General features: G+C 68.5%; 19 protein-coding genes and 1 tRNA gene. 14 read left to right on the forward strand and 6 right to left on the reverse strand.

The genetic code is table 11. The features are described from left to right. Positions 1-40 precede the first annotated feature (40 nt). From ACLM5J_RS12080 to ACLM5J_RS12100, 5 genes are all read left to right on the forward strand, one after another. Positions 41-1,480: a GuaB1 family IMP dehydrogenase-related protein gene (locus tag ACLM5J_RS12080; RefSeq protein ID WP_413656660.1), complete on the forward strand. Its 1,440-nt coding sequence runs from the start codon at positions 41-43 to the stop codon at positions 1,478-1,480. Further along, positions 1,477-2,040: a nucleosidase gene (locus tag ACLM5J_RS12085; protein ID WP_413656661.1), complete on the forward strand. Its 564-nt coding sequence runs from the start codon at positions 1,477-1,479 to the stop codon at positions 2,038-2,040. Before ACLM5J_RS12080 ends, ACLM5J_RS12085 begins: the two co-directional genes overlap by 4 nt. 73 nt (positions 2,041-2,113) lie before the next feature. Beyond that, a complete protein-coding gene (locus ACLM5J_RS12090) occupies positions 2,114-4,798 on the forward strand; it encodes a hypothetical protein (protein ID WP_413656662.1) in 2,685 nt (894 codons plus the stop codon). A 51-nt stretch (positions 4,799-4,849) separates the two neighbouring features. Next, positions 4,850-6,361 (forward strand): ATP-dependent DNA ligase, encoded by a 1,512-nt coding sequence (locus tag ACLM5J_RS12095; protein ID WP_413656663.1) that lies wholly within the window; start codon positions 4,850-4,852, stop codon positions 6,359-6,361. A gap of 124 nt (positions 6,362-6,485) precedes the next feature. Then, entirely contained in the window at positions 6,486-6,770 is a 285-nt protein-coding gene (locus ACLM5J_RS12100) for an excalibur calcium-binding domain-containing protein (RefSeq protein ID WP_413656664.1), read from the forward strand. 7 nt (positions 6,771-6,777) lie between these two features. On the opposite strand, the gene ACLM5J_RS12105 is transcribed toward ACLM5J_RS12100, so the two are convergent. Together ACLM5J_RS12105 and ACLM5J_RS12110 are read right to left on the reverse strand one after the other, a co-directional pair. After that, positions 6,778-7,485, reverse strand: coding sequence for a PaaI family thioesterase (locus tag ACLM5J_RS12105; RefSeq protein ID WP_413656665.1), 708 nt, complete (start codon positions 7,483-7,485; stop codon positions 6,778-6,780). 134 nt (positions 7,486-7,619) lie between these two features. Beyond that, positions 7,620-7,705: transfer RNA gene (locus ACLM5J_RS12110), tRNA-Leu, on the reverse strand. A 78-nt stretch (positions 7,706-7,783) separates the two neighbouring features. On the opposite strand from ACLM5J_RS12110, the gene ACLM5J_RS12115 reads away from it, so the two are divergent. After that, the gene (locus ACLM5J_RS12115) at positions 7,784-9,100 is read left to right on the forward strand and encodes a M20/M25/M40 family metallo-hydrolase (RefSeq protein ID WP_413656666.1); all 1,317 of its coding nucleotides are present in this window, start codon (positions 7,784-7,786) and stop codon (positions 9,098-9,100) included. 19 nt (positions 9,101-9,119) lie between these two features. Here ACLM5J_RS12115 and ACLM5J_RS12120 read toward each other — a convergent pair whose 3' ends face one another. Both ACLM5J_RS12120 and ACLM5J_RS12125 read right to left on the reverse strand, forming a co-directional pair. After that, the gene (locus ACLM5J_RS12120) at positions 9,120-9,347 is read right to left on the reverse strand and encodes a DUF5703 family protein (RefSeq protein WP_413656667.1); all 228 of its coding nucleotides are present in this window, start codon (positions 9,345-9,347) and stop codon (positions 9,120-9,122) included. Positions 9,348-9,350: 3 nt separating this feature from the next. After that, positions 9,351-10,301, reverse strand: coding sequence for an aldo/keto reductase (locus ACLM5J_RS12125; RefSeq protein ID WP_413656668.1), 951 nt, complete (start codon positions 10,299-10,301; stop codon positions 9,351-9,353). 96 nt (positions 10,302-10,397) lie between these two features. Between ACLM5J_RS12125 and ACLM5J_RS12130 the strand changes: the two genes are divergently transcribed. Beyond that, entirely contained in the window at positions 10,398-11,222 is an 825-nt protein-coding gene (locus ACLM5J_RS12130) for an undecaprenyl-diphosphate phosphatase (RefSeq protein WP_413656669.1), read from the forward strand. Here the strand turns inward: ACLM5J_RS12130 and corA are convergent, their stop codons facing one another. Beyond that, positions 11,223-12,203 (reverse strand): magnesium/cobalt transporter CorA, encoded by a 981-nt coding sequence (gene corA, locus ACLM5J_RS12135; RefSeq protein ID WP_413656670.1) that lies wholly within the window; start codon positions 12,201-12,203, stop codon positions 11,223-11,225. A 33-nt stretch (positions 12,204-12,236) separates the two neighbouring features. Between corA and ACLM5J_RS12140 the strand changes: the two genes are divergently transcribed. The 4 genes from ACLM5J_RS12140 to mshC are packed head-to-tail and all read left to right on the forward strand — an operon-like array spanning position 12,237 to position 15,540. Then, a complete protein-coding gene (locus tag ACLM5J_RS12140) occupies positions 12,237-12,929 on the forward strand; it encodes a histidine phosphatase family protein (protein WP_413656671.1) in 693 nt (230 codons plus the stop codon). A gap of 27 nt (positions 12,930-12,956) precedes the next feature. Continuing rightward, entirely contained in the window at positions 12,957-13,529 is a 573-nt protein-coding gene (locus ACLM5J_RS12145) for a DUF3090 domain-containing protein (protein WP_413656672.1), read from the forward strand. After that, on the forward strand, positions 13,526-14,281 hold the full coding sequence (locus ACLM5J_RS12150; RefSeq protein ID WP_413656673.1) for an SCO1664 family protein: 756 nt from the start codon (positions 13,526-13,528) through the stop codon (positions 14,279-14,281). The genes ACLM5J_RS12145 and ACLM5J_RS12150 overlap by 4 nt, the downstream gene beginning before the upstream one ends. Positions 14,282-14,313: 32 nt before the next feature. Beyond that, positions 14,314-15,540, forward strand: coding sequence for a cysteine--1-D-myo-inosityl 2-amino-2-deoxy-alpha-D-glucopyranoside ligase (mshC, locus tag ACLM5J_RS12155; protein WP_413656674.1), 1,227 nt, complete (start codon positions 14,314-14,316; stop codon positions 15,538-15,540). A gap of 44 nt (positions 15,541-15,584) precedes the next feature. Here the strand turns inward: mshC and ACLM5J_RS12160 are convergent, their stop codons facing one another. Continuing rightward, positions 15,585-16,436 (reverse strand): PAC2 family protein, encoded by an 852-nt coding sequence (locus tag ACLM5J_RS12160; RefSeq protein ID WP_413656675.1) that lies wholly within the window; start codon positions 16,434-16,436, stop codon positions 15,585-15,587. A gap of 185 nt (positions 16,437-16,621) precedes the next feature. Between ACLM5J_RS12160 and metH the strand changes: the two genes are divergently transcribed. From metH to ACLM5J_RS12175, 3 genes are read left to right on the forward strand one after another with little or no spacing between them, the layout of a single operon-like run. After that, positions 16,622-20,383 (forward strand): methionine synthase, encoded by a 3,762-nt coding sequence (gene metH / locus ACLM5J_RS12165; RefSeq protein ID WP_413656676.1) that lies wholly within the window; start codon positions 16,622-16,624, stop codon positions 20,381-20,383. A gap of 4 nt (positions 20,384-20,387) precedes the next feature. Then, positions 20,388-21,101, forward strand: coding sequence for an acyltransferase (locus ACLM5J_RS12170; RefSeq protein ID WP_413656677.1), 714 nt, complete (start codon positions 20,388-20,390; stop codon positions 21,099-21,101). A gap of 47 nt (positions 21,102-21,148) precedes the next feature. Next, the gene (locus tag ACLM5J_RS12175; protein WP_413656678.1) at positions 21,149-21,805 is read left to right on the forward strand and encodes an ATP-binding cassette domain-containing protein; all 657 of its coding nucleotides are present in this window, start codon (positions 21,149-21,151) and stop codon (positions 21,803-21,805) included. The last annotated feature ends 3 nt before the right edge of the window (positions 21,806-21,808 follow it).

Genomic DNA, 21,808 nt, shown 5'->3' on the forward strand with positions numbered 1-21,808 from the left:
CAGGTTACGTGGCTGTGGAGCGGCGGCGTAGATTGCCGACGTGCGATTCCTCCATGACAGCAGGCCGCCCCACGATCTGACCTATGACGATGTCTTCATGGTCCCGGCGCACTCGAAGGTGTCGAGTCGCTACGACGTCGACCTGACCACCGACGACGGCACCGGGGCGACCCTGCCCATCGTGGTCGCCAACATGACCGCGGTCGCGGGCCGCCGGATGTCGGAGACCGTCGCCCGTCGTGGTGGCCTCACCGTGCTGCCGCAGGATATTCCGGCGTCGGTGGTGCGTGACGTCGTCGGCTGGGTCAAGGCGCGGCATCTGGTGCTCGACACCGCGATCGAGCTCGCCCCGGACCAGGCGGTCGAGGCCGCGCTCTCGTTGATCCCGAAGCGAGCCCACCGGGCAGCGGTCGTGGTGGACGCCGAGCGCCGCGTGCTCGGTGTTGTCTCGGAGAAGAACTGCGCCGGTGTCGACCGGTTCGCGCAGGTCCGTGACGTGATGGTCGCCAACCCGGTCACCATCTCCGCTGACGCCGACCCGCGCGAAGCGTTCGAGGTGTTGGACCACGCCCGGGTGCCGCTGGCACCGGCCATCGACGCCGACGGTCGGCTGGTCGGCGTGCTGACCCGGCTCGGTGCGCTGCGGTCCACCGTCTACCGCCCGGCGCTGGATGCCCAAGGACAGTTGGCGATCGCGGCCGCGATCGGCGTCAACGGCGACGTCGCCGGTAAGGCCGCGGAACTGCTGGCGGCCGGCGTCGACGCGTTGGTGATCGACACCGCCCACGGGCACCAGGACCGGATGCTGACGGCACTGCGTGCCGTGCGGGCACTGAACCCGCAGGTGCCGCTGGTGGCCGGGAACGTGGTCTCTGCGGCTGGAACCCGGGACCTGATCGAGGCCGGTGCCGACATCGTCAAGGTGGGCGTCGGCCCGGGCGCGATGTGCACCACCCGGATGATGACCGGCGTCGGACGTCCGCAGTTCTCAGCCGTCCTCGAGTGTGCGCAGACCGCCCGCGACCTCGGCGGCCGGGTCTGGGCCGACGGCGGCGTGCGGCACCCGCGCGACGTCGCGCTGGCGCTGGCCGCCGGTGCCTCCTCGGTGATGGTCGGCTCGTGGTTCGCGGGCACCCATGAGTCACCCGGCGACCTGATGCGGGACGGCGAGGGCCGCGCTTTCAAGTCGTCCTTCGGGATGGCCTCGGCGCGAGCCGTGGCGAACCGGACCTCGGGGGAGTCCGCCTTCGACCGGGCCCGCAAGGGTCTTTACGAGGAGGGGATCTCCAGCTCCAGGATGTACCTCGACCCGCAACGTCCCGGGGTCGAGGACCTGATCGACCAGATCACCGCAGGGGTCCGCTCCTCGTGCACCTATGCCGGTGCCAGCACCCTTGCGGAGTTCCGCGACCGTGCCGTGGTCGGGATCCAGTCCGCCGCCGGCTACCACGAGGGTCGTCCCCTCTCCAGCTCGTGGTGAGCTACCTGGTCGTCTCTGCCACCAAGGCCGAGGCGGCGTACGTCCCTGCCGATGTTCCGGTGGTGATCACCGGTGTCGGGAAGACTGCCGCGGCGGTCGCGGTGACCCGGGCACTGGCCGAGCTGCCGAACCGGGATGACCTGGTCGTGGTCAACATCGGCAGTGCCGGTGCCCTCCGCGACGGGATGGCCGGGGTCTACGAGCCGGCCGCCGTCTGGAACCACGACCTGAGCGCGGACGCGATCCGCGCCCTCGGTTTCGACCCCCAGGACGTCCTCGAGTTGAGTGACGAGGAGGGCGTCCTGCTGGCCACCGGCGACATGTTCGTCAGCGACCCGGCGGTCCGAGACGCACTTGCGCAGCGGGCCCACATGGTCGACATGGAAGGGTTCGCCGTGGTCTGGGCCGCCCGGAGCTTCGGCGTCCCCGTCCGGTTGATCAAGCACATCTCCGACAACGCCGACGAGGGTGCGATGGAGTGGGTGACGCTGGTCGACCGATCGGCCCGCGCCCTCGCCGAGCGGCTCGCCGAAATAATGTCGGCCGCGGAGCGAACCTAAACCGCTGCTGGTGCGTCATACCCAGCGACGCCGGTTTTCCGGGGCTGCCGGGTGAGGACGAAGGAGTAGGTAGATGAGATTGCGACGAGGCTGGGTGACCTTGGGTGTCGCCGCGCTGCTGGCGTTGGGCGGGCTCTCGCCGGCGTTGGCGGAGCCAACGGGCGAAACGTCCACGACGGCGGAGACGCCGCGCGGAAGTTGGCGGGTCGATGCGACCCCCGGCGGATACCTGGTGAGCTGGACCTCGCCGACCGATCTGCCGATGGGTGCCGACCGGCCGAGCATCGTGGACGCGGCCGGTCTTCCGCTCGGTCCGACCAGCGTGGACGCCACCGGCCGGGTGGTCTCGGTGGAGGTCACCGGATCCGCCCCCGAGGGGGCGACCCTGGATGTCGTCCTCTCCGGCGACCGGCTCGACGTCGAGGGTGACGATCGGGCGCGGACCGATCTGTTCGCCGTCGACACGCTGCCGCGCCTGGTGGCCGGCCGGAGTCCGCTCGCCAGCGACCCCAGCAAGAAGGGCCCGTACGCCGTCCGGACCTCGAACTACACCCGGCCCGGGGTGAAGATGCCGGGGATGCCGCAGCCGATCGAGATGGTCGGCCATGTGGTGGAGCCTGTGGCAGACGCGGTTACCGGTCCACGCCCGCTGGTGGTCTTCCTGCACGGACGCCACAGCGTCTGCTACGGCAAGGGCCAAGGCCCGCAGACCGGCGATGGCTGGCCCTGCAAGCCGCAGAAGGAGATCCCGAGCCACCTCGGCTACGACTACGTCCAGCAGGTGCTGGCCAGTCAGGGCTACGCCACCGTCTCGATCCGAGCCAACGGCATCAACGCCCAGGACTACCGGCTCGCAGACGGCGGTGCAGAAGCGCGGGCCTCGTTGATCGACGCCCACCTCGACTACTTCAAGACGCTCGCCGCCGCGCGCCAGATCGACCTGGACAAGGTGATCCTGATCGGGCACAGCCGTGGTGGCGAGGGCGTCAACCGGGCCTCGCTGCGGACGCCGCTGGACGCCGGTTACACGATCGCTGGCCAGGTACTGGTCGCGCCGACCGACTTCGCCAGTCAGAGCGCGCCCTACGTGCCCACCGTCTCGCTGCTGCCGCACTGCGACGGCGACGTCTCCGACCTGCAGGGGCAGCGGTTCGTCGACTTCAACCGCGACGTGATGGCCGACGACACCTCGCTGAAGAGCGCTGTGATGGTCTTCGGGGCCAACCACAACTACTTCAACACCGAGTGGACGCCGAGGATCGCTGCGGCTCCGTCCTGGGACGACTGGGGCGGCAACCCCACCGCCTTCTGCGGCCGGAAGCACGAGGGGCGCCTCAGCGCCGCCGAGCAGCGTCGGGCCGGGACCGTGCTGATGGCTGGGGCTGTGCACCTCTTCGCCAAGGACGACCAGCAGATGCTGCCGCTCTTCGACGGCACCGGTGCCACCCTCACCTCGCTGGGTGACGCCAAGCTGATGTCCGCCGCGATCGGTGGTGGCCGCGACGCCCGGCGCCCCGGCGTCGACGCGACGCTGACGGCCAGCCCGACCGCCACCTCGCGGCTGTGCCGGACCGTGGTCAGCGGCCGTCCCTCGACGGCGTGTGAGGTGATGGGCGACAGCACGTCGCCACACTGGACCCAGGCCGAGGAGCGGGTCGCCGTCCGCAAGGCGTGGGAGGTCTCCTGGAAGGCGGTCGGGCAGAGCGCCGGCCTCACCTTCCCGACGCCGTTGGACGTGACCGGACGTCGTCTGGAGCTCCGGACCGTCGTCGACGCCAAGACCGGTTCGACCCGGGTCGGGGTCCGCCTGACCGACGCGGACGGTGCCAGCGCCACTCTCACCCCGACCAGCGGTGAGAAGCTGGTTCCGCTGCCGGGGAGCCGGTACCTGGTGCGGAACTGGGCCCAGAGCGTGATCGTGGACCCGAGCAGTGCTGCGATCGACCTGTCCCGGATCAAGTCCGTCGAGCTGGTCGCGAAGTCCGCGAAGGGCAAGGTCTGGGTGCTCGACATGGCAGCCGCTGACACCAACCTGCCTGCTGCTCCGGCCAAGCGGGCTCCGATCATCGATGTCGGCAAGGTGACCGTCGACGAGGGTGATGCGCCGAAGCAGGGCACCGCTCAGGTGCCGCTGAAGGTGCACGGCACGCTGACGGCACCGGCGACGGTCCGGGCGGTGCTGGACGGCGAAGGCAGCTGGGGCGGCCGCCCGGTGACGATCACCATCCCGGCGGGTGCGACCAGCGGCATGGTCGACGTCAGCTATGAGCGCAACACCACCCACGAGCTCTACCCGCGTCGGCACCAGGTGGCGCTTGCCGCGCTGTCGGGGGCGATGACCAACAACTACATCGGTGGTCTGACGATCCGTGACGACGACCCGGCCCCCAAGGTCACCATCAAGGTGCTCACCAAGAAGGTGCGTGAGGGGCAGCCGATCAAGATCGCGGTGATCGGTGACGCGCGGGTGGGCGACTGGTGGCCGGTGAAGTACCGGTTCGTCAAGGGAAGGGGTCCGGTGCTCCGGGTCGCCGACGTCGGCAAGTGGTGGGAACAGCGCTTCGGCAAGACACCTGGAACCAAGCCGCTGTACGTGAACAGCTATCCGCTGGGTGCCGATCTCTCCGCGGAGCGCCGCCGGGTCGTCGTCAAGGTTCCGACGGTGCGAGATGGGAAGAAGGAGGGCACCGAGTATGTGACCCTCCGGTTCCGCGACAAGCAGATGACCAAGAAGGTCACCGTCCGCGTCGTGGATTGATCGCCCACCGGCCAGGTAGGTTGCCGAGCATCGGGTGCTGGAGGAGGCGCGGTGCGACTGCAGATGATCGTTGAGGCGTGGGAGGCCGTACGGGCCACTCGGTCTCGACTGGCGAAGCGGGCGGCATTGGCTGCGATCCTTGCCGAAGCCGGCGAGAGTATCGAACTGGCAGCCAGCTACCTGGCCGGTGAGCTCCAACAACGCAGGACCGGAGTGGGGTGGGCGACCCTCCGGGACCTGCCACCAGCGTCGACCTCGGCCACCCTGTCGGTGGCCGAGGTCGACGCTGCATTTCAGGAGATGGCCGAGCTTGCCGGGCCCGGGTCAGCCGGACGGCGTACCGCGTTGGTCTCCGAGCTCTTCGGACGGGCCACCGAGCCGGAACAGGCGTTCCTTCGCGGGCTGATCACCGGTGAACTGCGCCAGGGGGCGTTGGATGCGGTGCTGCTCGACGCGATCGCCGAGGCAGCTGCGCTGGACGTCGCCCTGGTGCGGCGGGCTGCGATGCTCGGGGGCTCGATCCCGGCGGTTGCTCGCGCAGCGTTCCGAGGCGGTGCCGAAGCGCTGGAGGAGTTCTCGCTGAAGATAGGGCGTGCGGTCCGGCCGATGTTGGCGGGCAGCGCGCCCGACGTCCTCAGCGGTTGGGAGAGCATCGACGGCGGTAGCGCCACGGGTGCGGTCGGCGTCGACACCAAACTCGACGGGGTCCGGGTGCAGGTGCACCGCCGCGGCGAACAGGTATGGATCTTCACCCGCAGCCTCGACGACGTCACGGACCGGATGCCCGGCGTCGTCGCTCAGGCCCTGACGTTGCCCTGCGACACCGTGGTGCTGGATGGCGAGGCGTTGCTGATCGGCGGCGACGGACGGCCCCGGCCGTTCCAGGAGACGGCGTCCCGCTCGGCGACCCGATCCGGCGAGGAGGAGCTCCAGGCGTTCTTCTTCGACCTACTGCACCGCGACGGAGTCGACCTGATCGATGCACCATTCGCGCAGCGACGCGATGCCTTGGTCGAGCTGGCGCCGCGGATGGTGACCGACTACCGAGCCCCGGGCCAGGTCACCGAGGCCGAGGCTTTCTTCGTCGACGCCGTCGCAGCCGGTTACGAAGGGGTGATCCTGAAAGCGCTCGATGCGCCCTACGCCGCCGGGAGACGCGGCGCGGGCTGGGTGAAGGTGAAGCCTCGGCACACCCTCGACCTGGTGGTGTTGGCCGTCGAGCGGGGGAGCGGGCGGCGCCGCGGCTGGCTCTCCAACATCCACCTCGGCGCGCGCAACCCGGACGGCACCTTCACCATGCTGGGCAAGACGTTCAAGGGGATGACGGACGAGATGCTGGCCTGGCAGACCGAACGATTCCGTGAGTTGGAGGTCGCCGACGACGGCTACGTGGTGACGCTGCGGCCCGAGCAGGTGGTGGAGATCGCCTTTGACGGCGTGCAGCGGTCCAGTCGGTATCCGGGTGGCGTCGCGCTCCGCTTCGCACGCGTGTTGCGGTACCGCGACGACAAGAACGCGGCAGCGGCCGACAGTCTGGCGTCGGTCCAGGCACTGCTGGTCTGAACCACAGCACCTGATCACTGCCGGTTCGCGGCATTCGGCCCCGCTGCAGCGCTTTCTGGGCTTGGCTTCAGGTCAGCGACCGCGCCCGAGAGCGGTCGCCCGGAGTGAGGAAGAGGGTAGAGCGATGAGGTTTCATCACCTGGCCGTGGGCCTGGCGTCGGCAGCGTTGGCCATCGGACCGTTGAGCATGGTGCAGAGCGCTGAGGCGGCGATGCCCAAGCAGTTCAAGAACTGCACCGCGTTGCAGAAGGTCTATCCGCACGGGGTGGGCCGCAACAATGCAAAGGACCGGACCAGTGGGAAGCCGGTGACCAACTTCAAGCGGTCGACCGCCATCTACAACAAGGCGATGAGCCACAACAAGCGGCTCGACGCCGACAAGGACGGTATCGCCTGCGAGAAGCGCTGAGCCGGTGCTACCGCTCGGGGTAACTGGTCGGGTCGTATCCGATCAGCGCCGCGTGCTCCTCGTAGAGCGCACGCGTTGCCGCAGGCAGGATGAAGACTCCCTCGGCTTCGACGCAGATGCCGTCCGCGTCGCTGATCGTGCCGCTGACGAAGGTCTTGACCCCTTCGTGGTGGGTGGCCTTCGCCTCGACCCGCAGTGCCCCGAGCGGGGTGCCTCGGCGGTAGCGGACGGTCAGGGTCCCGGTCATCCCGGGGGCGCCCGAGACCTCGGCAGCGACACCCAGGGCCTGGTCCAGGATCATCGCGGAGACGCCGCCGTGGATCAGGTGGTTGGGCCCCTCGTAGGCGGCCCCCAGCGTGAACTCCGCCCAGACCGTGCCATCCGCCTCGGCGGTGAAGTTCACCGGCGGAGCGATCGGGTTCCGGTGACCAACCACGGCATTGCCCCAACTGAGCCGCTTGCCCTGTGAGGTCCAGGTGACCCCGAGCGGACCGTCGACCTGCGCGTCGCGCAGCCGGGCGGTCTGGGCCCGGACGATGGCGGCGACGTCATCGAGCTCTTCGGTTCCGACGGTGGTCCGCACCGTTGCGTCGATCAACTCGCGCACCGCCTCGGTGAGCCCGGCGTAACGCTCACGCTCCGCGGCGATCCCGGCGTCGTCGAGATCGATCAGACGGGGCGGCGGGGGAGTCTTGTCGGTGGAGATCGCAGTCACGTCGGGAACCTACCCGACCGACTTCTGCATCCGTAGAACGGCCCGGAACTCCGTCGCGATCGCTGCAAACGAAGAATCCCACTGCAGTCCGGCTGATGAGCCGATCTTGCAGTGGGATTCTTGCTTGTTACTTGTGTCCGAGGGGGGACTTGAACCCCCACGCCCGATAAAGGGCACTAGCACCTCAAGCTAGCGCGTCTGCCTATTCCGCCACCCGGACGAGTGCGGTGAAACCATAACAACATCAAGGCCTACAACGCACATCGGGCCCCCATCAGTGAGATGACAAGATGGCGGCATGGCTGATCAGAGCACCCCGAAGACCTATGACGCGGCCGCTGAAGTCGTCGAGTTGTGCCGCGACCTGATCCGGATCGACACCTCCAACTACGGCGACGCCGAGGGCCCGGGGGAGCGCAAGGCGGCGGAGTACGTGGCCGCACTGCTCGATGAGGTCGGGATCGAGAGCACTCTCATGGAGTCCGAGCCCGGACGCACCTCGCTGGTAGCCCGCTGGGGAGACGGCGACGGCGAGCCGCTGCTGATCCATGGCCACCTCGACGTCGTCCCGGCTGCGGCCGAGGACTGGAGGTTCGATCCGTTCGCCGCCGAGATCCACGACGGCTACCTGTGGGGACGCGGGACCGTCGACATGAAGGACTTCGATGCGATGGCGCTCTCGGTGGTCCGGGCACGCGCCCGCACCGGCGCCCAGCCCCGACGCCCGCTGGTGCTCTGCTTCACCGCCGACGAAGAGGCAGGCGGCCACAAGGGGGCGCAGTACGTCGTCGAGCAGTACCCCGACCTGATCGCCGACTGCACCCAGGCGGTCGGCGAGGTGGGCGGCTTCACCACCACGGTTCGCGGTAAGCGGATCTACCTGATCGAAGCCGCCGAGAAGGGGATGGCCTGGCTCAAGCTCACCGCCCGTGGCAAGGCGGGGCACGGCTCGATGATCAACACCGACAACGCGATCAGCCGCCTCGCCGGTGCGGTGGCACGGATCGGCGCCCACCAGTGGCCGGTACGGCTCACCCCGGCGATGGAGGTCCTCCTGGCAGCCGTCGCCGACATCGCCGGTACCGAGGCCACCCCGGAGAACGCGCGGGCCCTGGTCGAGGAGTTCGAGTCCAGTGCCGCGATGTTGGGCTCCACGATCGCGAACATCTGCAACCCGACGATGTTCGACGCCGGCTACAAGGTGAACGTGATCCCCAGCGAAGCGATGGCGCACGTCGACGGGCGCTTCCTGCCCGGCTACGAGGAGGAGTTCTTCGCCACCCTCGCCGAGCTCTGCGGGGACGGCGTCACCTGGGAGGCGGTCTCGCACCAGCAGCCCTGGGCCTCTCCGTTCGAAGGACGCATCGTCGACGCGATGACGGCCTCGCTCCTGGAGGCGGATCCGGACGCCGTGGTGGCGCCGTTCCTGATGGGCGCTGGCACCGACGCCAAGCACTTCCGCAAGCTGGGGATGGACTCCTACGGCTTCGCGCCCTTGCGGCTGCCGGCCGACCTCGACTTCGGCTCGCTCTTCCATGGCGTCGACGAGCGGGTGCCGTTGGAGGCGCTCGAGTTCGGGGCGCGGGTCTTCGACCGGTTCCTCGACCTCGCCTGATCAGCGGATGCTGGGCTGATCAGAAGGTGAAGGTGGGCCGGGTCTGCCGGATGATCTTGCGGCGCAACACGATCCGGCGGATGCCGTCGCTCTTGATCTGAACGCGATCCAGCTCCCAGCCGCCGTTCTCCGCGCGGTCCACCAGGATCCTGGTGACCAGGCTACGGCTGAGCTCGCGCGGCAGTACCAGGCGATCGAACTCCCACTCCATGCCCTTCCGCAGGGCGCGTCGCTCAACCGCCGGCATCGTTCACTCTCCCGCTGAGACGTCGTCGAGTGCGTCGATCAACGCCGGCGGCAGGGCCAGCTCGTCGATCGTCAGGGAGGCCCGGAGCTGGGCCGCCGTACGGGCGCCCACGATGGGCGCGGTGACACCGGTGCGGTCGCGGACCCAGGTCAGCGCGACCTCGATCGGCGTCCAGCCCAGACCGTCTGCAGCAGCGATCACAGCCTCCACGATCCTCTGATTGCGCGGAGTCAGGTAGCTGCCGACGAAGTTGGCGAAATGCGCGGAGGCGGCGCGGGAGTCGGCGGGGGTGCCGGTGCGGTACTTCCCGGTCAGCACGCCGCGGCCCAACGGGGACCACGGGAAGACGCCGAGACCCATCGCCTCGGCGGCGGGGAGCACCTCCTGTTCGACCTGACGGGCCAGCAGCGAGTACTCGACCTGGGTCGAGGCCAACGTCGCCCGGCCGGGCACCGCGCGCTGCCAGGTCGCTGCCTGGGCCGTCTGCCAGCCGCTGTAGTTCGAGATCCCGACGTAGGCGGCGCGGCCGGTGCTCACCGCGTAGTCCACCGCCGAGAGCGTCTCCTCCAGGGGGACGTCGTCGACCCAGGTGTGCACCTGCCACAGGTCCACGTGGTCGACACCGAGCCGCTTCAGCGACTGGTCGAGCGACCGCAGCAGGGTGCCGCGTGAGGTGTCGGACTCGCGGACGCCGCGCCGTCGGGAGATCCCTGCCTTGGTCGCGATCACGAGCTCGTCACGGTCCACGACGTCGCCGATCAGGCTGCCGATCAGCTCCTCGGAGGCGCCGTCGCCGTAGCCCGCCGCGGTGTCGATCAGAGTGCCGCCGGCCTCGGTGAAGGCGATCAGCTGGTCACGTGCTTCGTGCTCGTCGGTGTCGCGACCCCAGGTCAACGTGCCCAGGCCGAGACGAGAGACCTTCAAACCGGTGTTGCCGACGGCACGCTGCTGCATGCGGGAAACGTTAGGTCACACACCCACACGGCTCGGACGCGGCTCGCCGTGGAGGGTGCAAGCTGAGGCTTTCCGTGGCATCTAGGCTTCGGATTTGTGATCGAGTTCCTCAAAGCGGTGTTCCTGGGCGTCCTGCAGGGTCTGACCGAGTTCCTGCCCATCTCCAGCAGCGCCCACCTGCGGATCTTCCCGGAGCTTTTCGGCTGGGGCGACCCCGGTGCCGCGTTCACCGCGGTGATCCAGATCGGTACCGAACTGGCGGTGCTCATCTACTTCCGCAAGGACATCTGGCGGATCGCCACGATGTGGCTGCGTTCGCTGGTCCGCGCCGAGTACCGAGGCCACGCCGACGCCCGGATGGGTTGGTACATCATCATCGGCTCGCTGCCGATCGTCGTGCTCGGTGTCCTGCTCAAGGACATCATCGAGAAGGACTTCCGCAACCTCTGGGTGATCGGTACCGCCTTGATCGTGCTCGGCGTGATCCTCGGGATCGCGGACCGCACCAGCCGCTCGAACAAGACCATGAAGGACGTCGGCGTCCGTGAAGCGCTGCTCCTGGGCGGTGCCCAGGCCGCGGCGTTGATCCCGGGTGTCTCCCGCTCGGGTGCCACCATCTCGATGGGCCGCTTCCTCGGCTTCGACCGTGAGGCCGCAACCCGCTTCGCCTTCCTCCTGGCGATCCCGGCGGTGGTCGGGGCTGGGCTCTTCGAGTTGAAAGAGATCCCGAACGGTCACAACGATTTCGGCTGGGGGCCGACCCTGACCGCCACCGTCGTCTCCTTCATCGTCGGCTACGCCGCGATCGCCTGGCTGTTGCGCTACGTCTCCACGAAGTCCTACACGCCGTTCGTGATCTACCGGGTCGCGCTCGGCGCGTTCGTGCTGGTCATGTTGGCCGCCGGCGCGATGGCGGCCTGATCACAGCCAGCCGGACCGCTTGAAGAAGATCCACGCGGCCAACGAGGACAACGCCATCAGGCCGAGCGCGAACGGATAGCCGAGCGCCCAGTGCAGCTCGGGCATGTGGTCGAAGTTCATCCCGTAGACCGAGCCGATCAGGGTCGGCGCGGCGACCAGGCCGACGCCTGCGGAGATCTTCCGCATGTCGTCGTTCTGCTGCACCGAGATCCGGGCCTGCTGGGCGTCGAACGCCGACGAGAGCAGGCCGTCGAGGTTGTCGATGGTCTCGCTGACCCGGATCAGGTGGTCGCCGATATCGCGGAAGTACGGTGCGGCTTGGGACGACAAGCCACGGACCCGAGCCTCGGTGATCCGCCGGATCGGCTCGCGCAGCGGCAGAACCGCGCGGCGCATCTCCGCAAGCTCGCGCTTGAGGATGTAGATCCGTGGGGAGTCGTCGCTGCGGACGGGGGAGAAGACCGACGCCTCGACCTCGTCCACGTCCTCCTCCACCTCTGCGGCGACCGCCTCGTACGCGTCGACGACGCGGTCGCAGATCGCGTAGACGACGGCTGTCGGCCCGTGCGCGGCCAGCTCGGGGTGGGATTCCAGGTAGCCCCGGGAGGTCCGCAGTTCGCTGCCCTCACCGTGCCGGACCGAGACCACGAAGTCGGGACCGATGAAGAGGTTCACCTCGCCGGTCTCGACGGCGTCCTCCTCGTCGACGTACCAGAGGGTCTTCAGCACCAGGAACAGCGAGTCCTCGTACAGCTCCAGTTTGGGGCGCTGATGGGCTTTCACGGCGTCCTCGACGGCGAGGCGATGCAGTCCGAAGATCTCGGCGACGGTGGCCAGCTCCTGTTGGTCGGGTTCGTGGAGACCGACCCAGATGAAACTGTTCTCGTCCTGGCAGCTGGCGCGCACCGACGCCAGGTCCGAGATGGCACTGTTCAGCGGTACCCGGACGCCGTCGCGATAGAGCGCACTGTCAACGATCACATTCGCGAGGGTACGCCGCGTAGGCTCCCCGGCATGGCAACCGTGATCCTGTTGCGCCACGGGCGCAGCACCGCCAACACCGGCGGAGTCCTCGCCGGCCGCTCGCCGGGCGTCCACCTCGACGAGGTCGGTGCGGCGCAGGCCGACAGCGCCGCGGAGCGGTTGGCCGCGCTGAGGTTGAGCGCCGTCGTCTCCAGCCCGATGGAACGGTGCCAGCAGACCGCGGCTCCGGTGCTCGCCGGACGTGAGCTTCCACTGCGGATCGAAGAGGGCCTCACCGAGTGCGACTACGGCACCTGGACCGGCCGTCCGATCAAGGAACTGGTCAAGGAGCCGCTGTGGGGAACGGTGCAGCAGCATCCGGCCGCGGTGACCTTCCCCGAGGGTGAGTCGATGCCCGCCCTGGCCGCACGCGCGGTGGCGACGGTGCGTCGGATCGACGCCGAGCTCGAGGCCGCGGACGGCGCCTCGGCGGTCTGGGTGGCGGTCAGCCACGGCGATGTGATCAAGGCGCTGCTGGCTGATGCGCTGGGTATGCACCTCGACCTCTTCCAGCGGCTGCACGTCGACCCGGCGTCGATCTCGGTGATCCGGTACACCGCGCACCGGCCGTTCGTGCTGGCCAGCAACACAGCGGCCGGAGAACTCTCCTGGCTGGCCCCGAAGGAAGCGTCCGCCGACGCGCCGGCGACCGATGCCGTCGTCGGTGGTGGCTCCGGCCACTGAGTGGCACGGGCTACTAGGCTTACTCACATGGCTTCTGTGGTGCACCTGTTCGATCCGCCGGACCGTTTCATCGTCGGGACGGTCGGCGAGCCTGGGCAACGTGCCTTCTTCCTGCAGGCGCGTTCGGCGCGCCGACTGGTCACGGTGGCGATCGAGAAGCAGCAGGTCGAACTGTTGGCGCAACGCCTGGACAACATGCTCGACAACCTGATGAACGACGAGGGCACGAAGTCGTTGATCCCAGCGGTCGCACCGGTGCTGCTGGAGGACAACGGTCCTTTGGAGCAGCCGATCGAGGTGGAGTTCCGGGTCGGCACCATGACGTTGTCGTGGGACACCCGCGACGACCAGGTGATCATCGAGGTCTTCCCCCACGATCCGGACTTCGACCCCGAGGCAGAGCTGGAGGATGATCTGGACGGTGAGGCGGACGAGGTCTTCCTGGTCCGGTTCGCTCCGGGCGCCGCTCGGGCCTTCGTCAAGCGGGCCGAGACCGTTGTGGGTGCGGGCCGGGACACCTGCCCGTTCTGTGGCGGCCCCATAGACCCCAGCGGACACCTCTGCGTCCGGGCCAACGGCTTCCGGCGGCGTGACCCGTGACCCTGCCCGAAGCGGTAGGGGAGCTGGTGCTGCGCGGACGGGTGATGCCGGCGTCCAACGCCACCTTCATCTGTCAGCTCGGTGAGTTGCAGGTCGTCTACAAGCCGGTCCGCGGTGAGCAGCCACTCTGGGACTTCCCGGACGGCACGCTGGCCGAACGGGAGTACGCCGCCTATCTGGTGTCCGAGGCGTTGGGCTGGGACGTCGTCCCTCCGACCGTGCTGCGCGACGGTCCGCACGGCGTCGGGATGGTGCAGGAGTGGAAGGAACCCGATCCCGCCTTGGCTCCCGTGGACATCGTCGCCCGTGGCGAGCTTCCCGAGGGCTTCCTCCACGTCTTCGACGCCGAGGACGGCGCCGGCCGTCCGGTCGCACTCGTCCACGAGGAGTCGGAACCACTGCGCCGGATGGCGATCTTCGACGCCGTGATCAACAACGGTGACCGCAAGGGCGGCCACGTGCTGGCGATGGCGGACGGGCACCGATACGGCGTCGACCATGGCGTCGCCTTCCACGTGGAACCGAAGCTGCGCACGGTGCTCTGGGGCTGGGCGGCCGAGCCGTTGCGGGCCGACGAGATCGCTGCGGTCCGGCGGCTCGCCGACGACGGGGAACTGCGGGAACGGCTCTTCGAGCTGTTGACGGTCAGCGAGGTCGAACAGTTCGGCGTGCGTTGCCGGGAGCTGGTTGCGGACGGTGTTTTCCCGCTGCCCGACGGCTCGTGGCCCGCGATTCCCTGGCCTGCCTTCTGAGCGGGTTTCCGCGATCCTCTAGGCTTCGCGGCATGCGCACCTGGTCAGCTCCAGAGGTCCCGTCCCTGCCCGTGAACGGTCCGCAGGTCAGCCTGCACAACACCGCCACCGGCCAGTTGCAGAAGACCTCGCCGACCGGTGCCGCCCGGCTCTACGTATGCGGGATCACCCCGTACGACGCCACCCACATCGGTCACGCCGCCACCTACGTGGCCTTCGACCTGCTCAACCGCGCCTGGCGCAACGCCGGTCACGACGTCACCTATGTGCAGAACGTCACCGACGTCGACGACCCGCTGCTGGAGCGGGCGAACAAGGTCAAGGTCGATTGGGTCGAGCTCGCCGAGCGGGAGACCCAACTGTTCCGCGAGGACATGGAAGCGCTGCGGGTGCTGCCCCCGGCCCAGTACGTCGGTGCCGTGGAGTCGATCCCGCTGGTGATCGAGTTGATCCAGCGTCTTCAGGAGACGGGAGCGGTCTACCAGGTGGAGACCGACCTCTACTTCTCGGTGAGCGCCGACGCCGCCTTCGGTTCGGTCTCGAACCTGGAGCGCGACGTGATGCTCTCGATCTTCGCCGAGCGCGGGGGAGACCCGGAGCGCGCCGGCAAGAAGGACCCGCTGGACTGTGTGTTGTGGCGCGGTGAGCGTGAGGGCGAGCCGAGCTGGGACAGCCCGTTCGGTCCGGGACGTCCGGGATGGCACATCGAGTGTGCTGCGATCGCTCTCGAGCACCTCGGCACCAGCTTCGACGTCCAGGCCGGGGGCAGTGACCTGGTCTTCCCGCACCACGAGATGTGCGCCGGCGAAGTGCAGGTGGCACACCCCGGCTCGACGTTCGCGCAGCTCTACGCGCACGCCGGCATGGTCGCTTTCGACGGTCAGAAGATGTCGAAGTCGTTGGGCAACCTGGTCTTCGTCTCCGCATTGCGGCTGAGCGAGGTCGACCCGATGGCGATCCGGCTCACCCTGCTCCGCCAGCACTACCGCAGTGACTGGGAGTGGACCGACGACCAGCTGTGGGCGAGCGTCGACACCCTCGACACCTGGCGGCTCGCGCTGGCCCGTCCGGCCGGTGCCCCGAGCGCTCCGCTCGTCGCGGAGGTGCTGGCTGCGCTGGCTGACGACCTCGACGCCCCGCGCGCGGTTGCGGCTATCGAGAAGTGGGTCGCCGACTCCAACGCCGGCGACACCAGCGAGCCGGAGGCCGGCGCCGTGGTTGCCAAGCTGCTCGACGCCGCGCTAGGCCTCAGCATCTGATCCACTGCAGTATCTGAATCAACGCCGGGGACCGGCCAGGGCACTCAGCCCTGGTCGGTCCCGCGTCGTTTGAGGTAGCGCTCGAACTCCTTGGCGATCGCCTCTCCGGACGCCTCCGGGAGATCCGCGGTGTCGCGGGCCTCTTCCAGGGCACGGACGTAGTCGGCGATCTCTTCCTCCTCCTGGGCGAGCTCGTCGACGCCGCGCTCCCAGGCGCGCGCCTCCTCGGGCAGATCACCGAGCGGGATGCTGGTCTCCAGCAGCTCTTCGAGGTGGCCGATCAAGGCGAGGGTCGCCTTCGGGCAGGGCGGCTGCGCGACGTAGTGCGGCACGGCGGCCCAGTAGCCGACCGCCGGCAGGTCATAGCGGGCACACGCGTCCTGGACGACGCCGACGATCCCGGTCGGGCCCTCGTAGGAGGACTCCTCCAGGTCGAGCCGGTCGACGAGCTCGGGTTCGCTGGCGATGCCGGTCACCGGCACCGGGCGGGTGTGCGGGGCGTCGGCCAGCAGCGCGCCGAGGGTGACCATCATCGTGGCGCCCAGTTCGTCGCAGGCGACCAGTAGTTCGGAGCAGTACTGCCGCCACCGCATGTTCGGTTCCAGCCCACGGATCAGGATGACATCGTGGTCGAGCCCGGACGGGGAGGCGACGGCGATCTGGGTGCCGGGCCAGCTGATCGTGCGGTGCCCGTCGTCGTTGCTGCCGATCACCGGACGGTTCATCTGGTAGTCGTAGAAGTCGTCGGGATCGACGGCGCCGATCACCCGTGCCTGCCAGACATCCATCAGATGATCCACGACCCCGGACGCCGCCTCACCGGCGTCGTTCCATCCCTCGAAAGCGGCAATCACGACCGGATCCACCAGGTCGGGAACTTCTTCGAACTCGATCACCCCAAGAAGCCTAGGGCACCGGTCCTCACGTCGTCGGAGAGCGTGGATGCCCAGTGGACGGATGTTGTGCACATCCTGCGGGCCGGAGTCGTAAGATCACGGGTACCGAGAGGCGTTGCAACGGGCATCGACCCGCCACGCTCGGCGATGTTCAAGGACGCCTTCCATTACGGGAGGTAGCCATTTTGTCCGTCCAGGTGAACAGCAAGTCGAAGGTGAACGTCCGCCCGGACGCCACCGAAGCGCTGAAGGCTGCCTTGAGCGCCAAGATTCTGGTGATCGACGGCGCCATGGGCACGATGATCCAGCGGCACTCGCCCGGTGAGTCGGAGTACCGCGGCGAGCGTTTCGCCGACTGGCCCAGCGACATCAAGGGCAACAGCGACGTGCTGGTGTTGACCCAGCCCGCGATGATCCGCGGCATCCACGAGGAGTACCTCGCAGCCGGTGCCGACATCGTCGAGACCAACACCTTCTCGGCGACCACGATCGCCCAGGCCGACTTCGGCATGGAGGCGCTGGCCTACGAACTGAACTTCCACGGGGCCCGGCTGGCCCGCGAGGCGTGCGACGCCTACGCGACCCCGGAGCGTCCGCGCTACGTGGCCGGTGCGCTCGGCCCGACCAACCGGACGGCGTCGATCTCGCCGGACGTCAACGACCCCGGTGCCCGCAACGTCAGTTACGACCAGCTGGTCGCTGCGTACCTGGAGCAGGCCAACGGTCTGGTCGACGGCGGCGCCGACATCCTGCTGATCGAGACGATCTTCGACACCCTCAACGCCAAGGCCGCGATCTTCGCGCTGGAGACGTTGTTCGAGGAGCGCGGACGCCGTTGGCCGGTGATCATCTCCGGCACCATCACCGACGCATCCGGTCGCACCCTGAGCGGCCAGACCACCGAGGCGTTCTGGAACGCCGTACGGCACGTCCGTCCGCTGGCGATCGGCCTGAACTGTGCGCTCGGTGCCGCAGAGATGCGGCAGTACGTCGCCGAGCTCAGTCGGCTCGCGGACTGTTTCGTCTCGGCCTACCCGAACGCCGGCCTGCCGAACGCGTTCGGTGAGTACGACGAGACCCCGTCGCAGATGGCGACCGTGGTCCAGGAGTTCGCCGAGGCCGGACTGGTCAACCTGCTCGGTGGTTGCTGCGGCACCACTCCCGACCACATCGCGGAGATCGCGCGCTCGATCGAGGGCCTGCCGGTGCGGGTCCCCGCCCAGCCGCCGGTAGCGATGCGGCTCTCCGGCCTGGAGCCGTTGAACATCACTGACTCCTCGCTCTTCGTCAACGTGGGCGAGCGGACCAACATCACCGGCTCGGCCCGGTTCCGCAACCTGATCAAGGACGGCGACTACGACACCGCGTTGTCGGTCGCCGCGCAGCAGGTCGAGAACGGCGCCCAGATCATCGACGTCAACATGGACGAAGGCATGATCGACGGCGTCGCGGCGATGGACCGTTTCCTCAAGCTGGTCGCCAGCGAGCCGGACATCAGTCGGGTCCCGGTGATGGTCGACTCCTCGAAGTGGGAGGTGATCGAGGCCGGTCTCAAGTGTGTGCAGGGCAAGCCGGTGGTCAACTCGATCTCGATGAAGGCCGGTGAGGACGAGTTCCGCGCCCAGGCGAAGCTGTGCCGCAAGTACGGCGCGGCCGTCGTGGTGATGGCCTTCGACGAGGAGGGCCAGGCGGACAACCTCGAACGCCGTAAGGAGATCTGCGCCCGGGCCTACCGGATCCTGGTCGACGAGGTCGGCTTCCCGGCCGAGGACATCATCTTCGACCCCAACGTCTTCGCGGTCGCGACCGGTATCGAGGAGCACGCCAACTACGGCGTCGACTTCATCGAGGCCACCCGCTGGATCTCGCAGAACCTGCCGGGCGCCAAGATCTCCGGTGGTATCTCGAACGTCTCCTTCTCGTTCCGCGGCAACAACGTGGTGCGCGAAGCGATCCACGCGGTCTTCCTGTACCACGCGATCAAGGCCGGACTCTCGATGGGCATCGTCAACGCGGGTGCGCTGGTGGTCTACGACGAGGTCGATCCGAAGCTGCGCGACGCGATCGAAGACGTCATCCTGAACCGCACCCCGGCCGACGGCGGCGACGCCACCGAGAACCTGTTGGCGCTCGCCGAGCAGTTCCGCGGCACCGCCGCCGAGACCGAGGAGCAGGCCGAGGAGTGGCGTGCACTGCCTGCCGGTGAGCGGATCACCCACGCACTGGTCAAGGGGATCGACGCCCACGTCGAGGCCGACACCGAAGAGCTCCGGGTGCAGATCAAGGAGCGCGGCGGTCGCCCGATCGAGGTCATCGAAGGTCCCTTGATGGACGGCATGAACGTGGTCGGAGACCTCTTCGGCGCCGGCAAGATGTTCCTGCCCCAGGTGGTCAAGAGCGCCCGCGTAATGAAGAAGGCCGTCGCCTACCTGATCCCGTTCATCGAAGAGGAGAAGGCGAACGACCCCAGCCTGGCTGCCGCCAAGGAGACCAACGGCACCATCGTGATGGCGACCGTGAAGGGCGACGTCCACGACATCGGCAAGAACATCGTCGGTGTGGTTCTGCAGTGCAACAACTACGAGGTGATCGACCTCGGCGTGATGGTGCCTGCACAGAAGATCCTCGACGCCGCGCGCGAGCACAACGCCGACATCATCGGACTCTCCGGTCTGATCACGCCCTCGCTCGACGAGATGGTCAACGTGGCCTCCGAGATGCAGCGGCAGAATTTCGAGATCCCGTTGCTGATCGGCGGCGCCACCACCTCCCGTGCCCACACCGCGGTCAAGGTGGACGGCAAGTACGACGGCACAGTGATCTGGGTCAAGGACGCCTCGCGTTCGGTGCCGACCGCGGCCGCGCTGCTCAACGACGCCCAGCGGCCTGCGCTTCTCGCCGACGTCAAGGCTGACTACGACGCGCTGCGCGAGCGGCACGCCACCAAGCACGACCGGCCGATGGTGACCCTGGCCCAGGCCCGGGAGCGCCGGACGCCGATCACCTGGGAGGGCTACCAGCCGCCGGCGCCGAACCAGCCCGGCATCCAGGTGCTCAGCGAGTACGACCTCGGCGAGCTCCGTGAGTTCATCGATTGGCAGCCGTTCTTCAACACCTGGGAGATGAAGGGCAAGTTCCCCGACATCCTGAACAGCCCCACCACCGGTGAGGCTGCCCGGAAGCTGTACGAGGACGCCAACGCGATGCTGGACCAGATCGTGCAGGAGCGGTGGCTCACCGCGAACGCCGTCTTCGGTCTCTTCCCGGCGAACGCCGTCGGCGACGACATCGAGGTCTACGCAGACTCCGCGCGTAGCGAGGTCAAGGCGGTGCTGCACAACCTGCGCCAGCAGGGTGAACACCGCGAAGGTGTCGCGAACAAGTCGCTCGGTGACTTCGTGGCGCCGAAGGAGACCGGGCTGGCCGATCACGTCGGTGCCTTCGCGGTCACCGCCGGCCACGGAACCGCAGAACGGATCGCCAAGTTCCGCGCCGACCTCGATGACTACTCGGCGATCATGCTGGAGGCGCTCGCCGACCGGCTTGCCGAGGCGTTCGCGGAGCGCCTGCACCAGCGGGTCCGGACCGAGTTCTGGGGCTACGACAACGGAGAGACGCTCTCCAACGAGGACCTGATCGCCGAGAAGTACCGCGGCATCCGGCCCGCGCCGGGCTACCCGGCCTGCCCCGAGCACACCGAGAAGCAGGTGCTCTGGGAACTGCTCGACGTCACCGCCAACACCGGTATCGAGTTGACCGAGTCGATGGCGATGTGGCCGGGCGCAGCGGTGTCGGGCTGGTACTTCTCGCACCCGCAGTCGCAGTACTTCGTGGTGGGCCGACTGGCCCGCGACCAGGTCGCCGACTACGCGCAGCGGAAGGGCTGGACCCAGGCCGAGGCCGAGCGCTGGTTGGCGCCGAACCTCGGCTACGAGCCGGAGGACTGAGCCGGTGCCTTGGTTGCGCACGGTGCTGAATCCACCGCTGCGGATGCTGATGCGCGGCGTCGAGTGGGTCGGCGAGATCACGCCGGGCACTCGCGCCGCGGACCGGTTCGGCGCCTTCGGCGAGGCCAGCTGCATCGGCTTCCCACAGGCGACGATGTTCGGCGAGCGGTCGATCCATGTCGGTACCCGCACCCTGATCGGTCGGCACTGCACGCTGAGCGTCGGTTACGGCCCCAGCGCCGAGGTGCTTCCGGCGCGAGGACTGGTGATCGGTGACCGTTGCGTGATCGGGACCCGGACCACGCTCACCGCACACGAGTCGATCGAGATCGGCGACGACGTCTGGTTCGGCCAGGGGATCTTCGTCTCCGACGCCAGCCACGGCTACCAGGACCCGGACGAACCGATCGGGGACCAGCTCGGCGCGCACCTCCCGGTGCGGATCGGCTCCGGCTCCTGGATCGGCCACGGCGCGGTGATCCTGCCGGGCACCACAATCGGGCGCAACGTCGTGGTCGGTGCCGGCTCGGTGGTGCGCGGGGAGATCCCCGACCATGCTGTCGTGGCCGGGGCACCGGCCAAGGTGATCCGGCGCTACGAGCCCGGTATCGGCTGGATCGGGCGCGACGCCTCCGACATCCGGCCGATCGTCACCGCCAACGACATCGAGCGGCTCGCCGCGGAGATGGCCGAGGCGACCTCCGAACGGACCGCCTGAGCCACGCTGGACGATGGCGGCAACCGGGGACCTGAGAAGGTGAGCGGGTGAGCGCTAAGCAAGCCGCGAAGAAGCAGCCGGTCCTCGGAGTCAGCGGGTTGATCAAGAAGTTCGGTGACCACACCGTGCTCTCCGACGTCGGCTTCGCGGTCAAGGCCGGCCGGGCTGCGGTCCTGGTCGGCCCCAACGGCAGCGGCAAGACGACGGTGCTGCGCTGTGTGACCGGCGCCGACCCGGCCGACGAGGGCGAGGTCCGGATCGGTGGCGAACTCTATGACGACCGTTCGCCCTCGATCCGCTCGGCGATGGCCGTGGTGATGGACGACATCGACTTCTTCCCCGACCTGACCGTGGTCGAACATCTGGACCTCTATGCCCGTGCCCACCGGGTGCCGGACGCCGACGGGCTGGTCGACGACGTGATGCGGGAGGTCGGACTCTTCGCCCAGGCCGCCCAACTTCCCGGGTCGCTCTCGTCGGGACAACGCCGACGCCTCGCCTTGGCCGGTGCCTTCGTCCGCCCGCGTCGGCTGCTGATCCTGGACGAACCCGAACAACGGCTCGACGAGGAAGGCACCGACTGGCTGATCGAGCGGCTCAAGCGAGAGAAGCGGGAAGGGCTCGCTGTCCTCTTCGCCAGTCACTCCACCCGACTGGTCGAGGCACTCGCCGACGACGTGATCACCCTCGGTGGTGAGTCCTGAGCG

It is taken from the genome of Nocardioides sp. Bht2 (genome assembly GCF_047308515.1).
In the GTDB taxonomy this organism is placed as follows: Bacteria; Actinomycetota; Actinomycetes; order Propionibacteriales; family Nocardioidaceae; genus Nocardioides.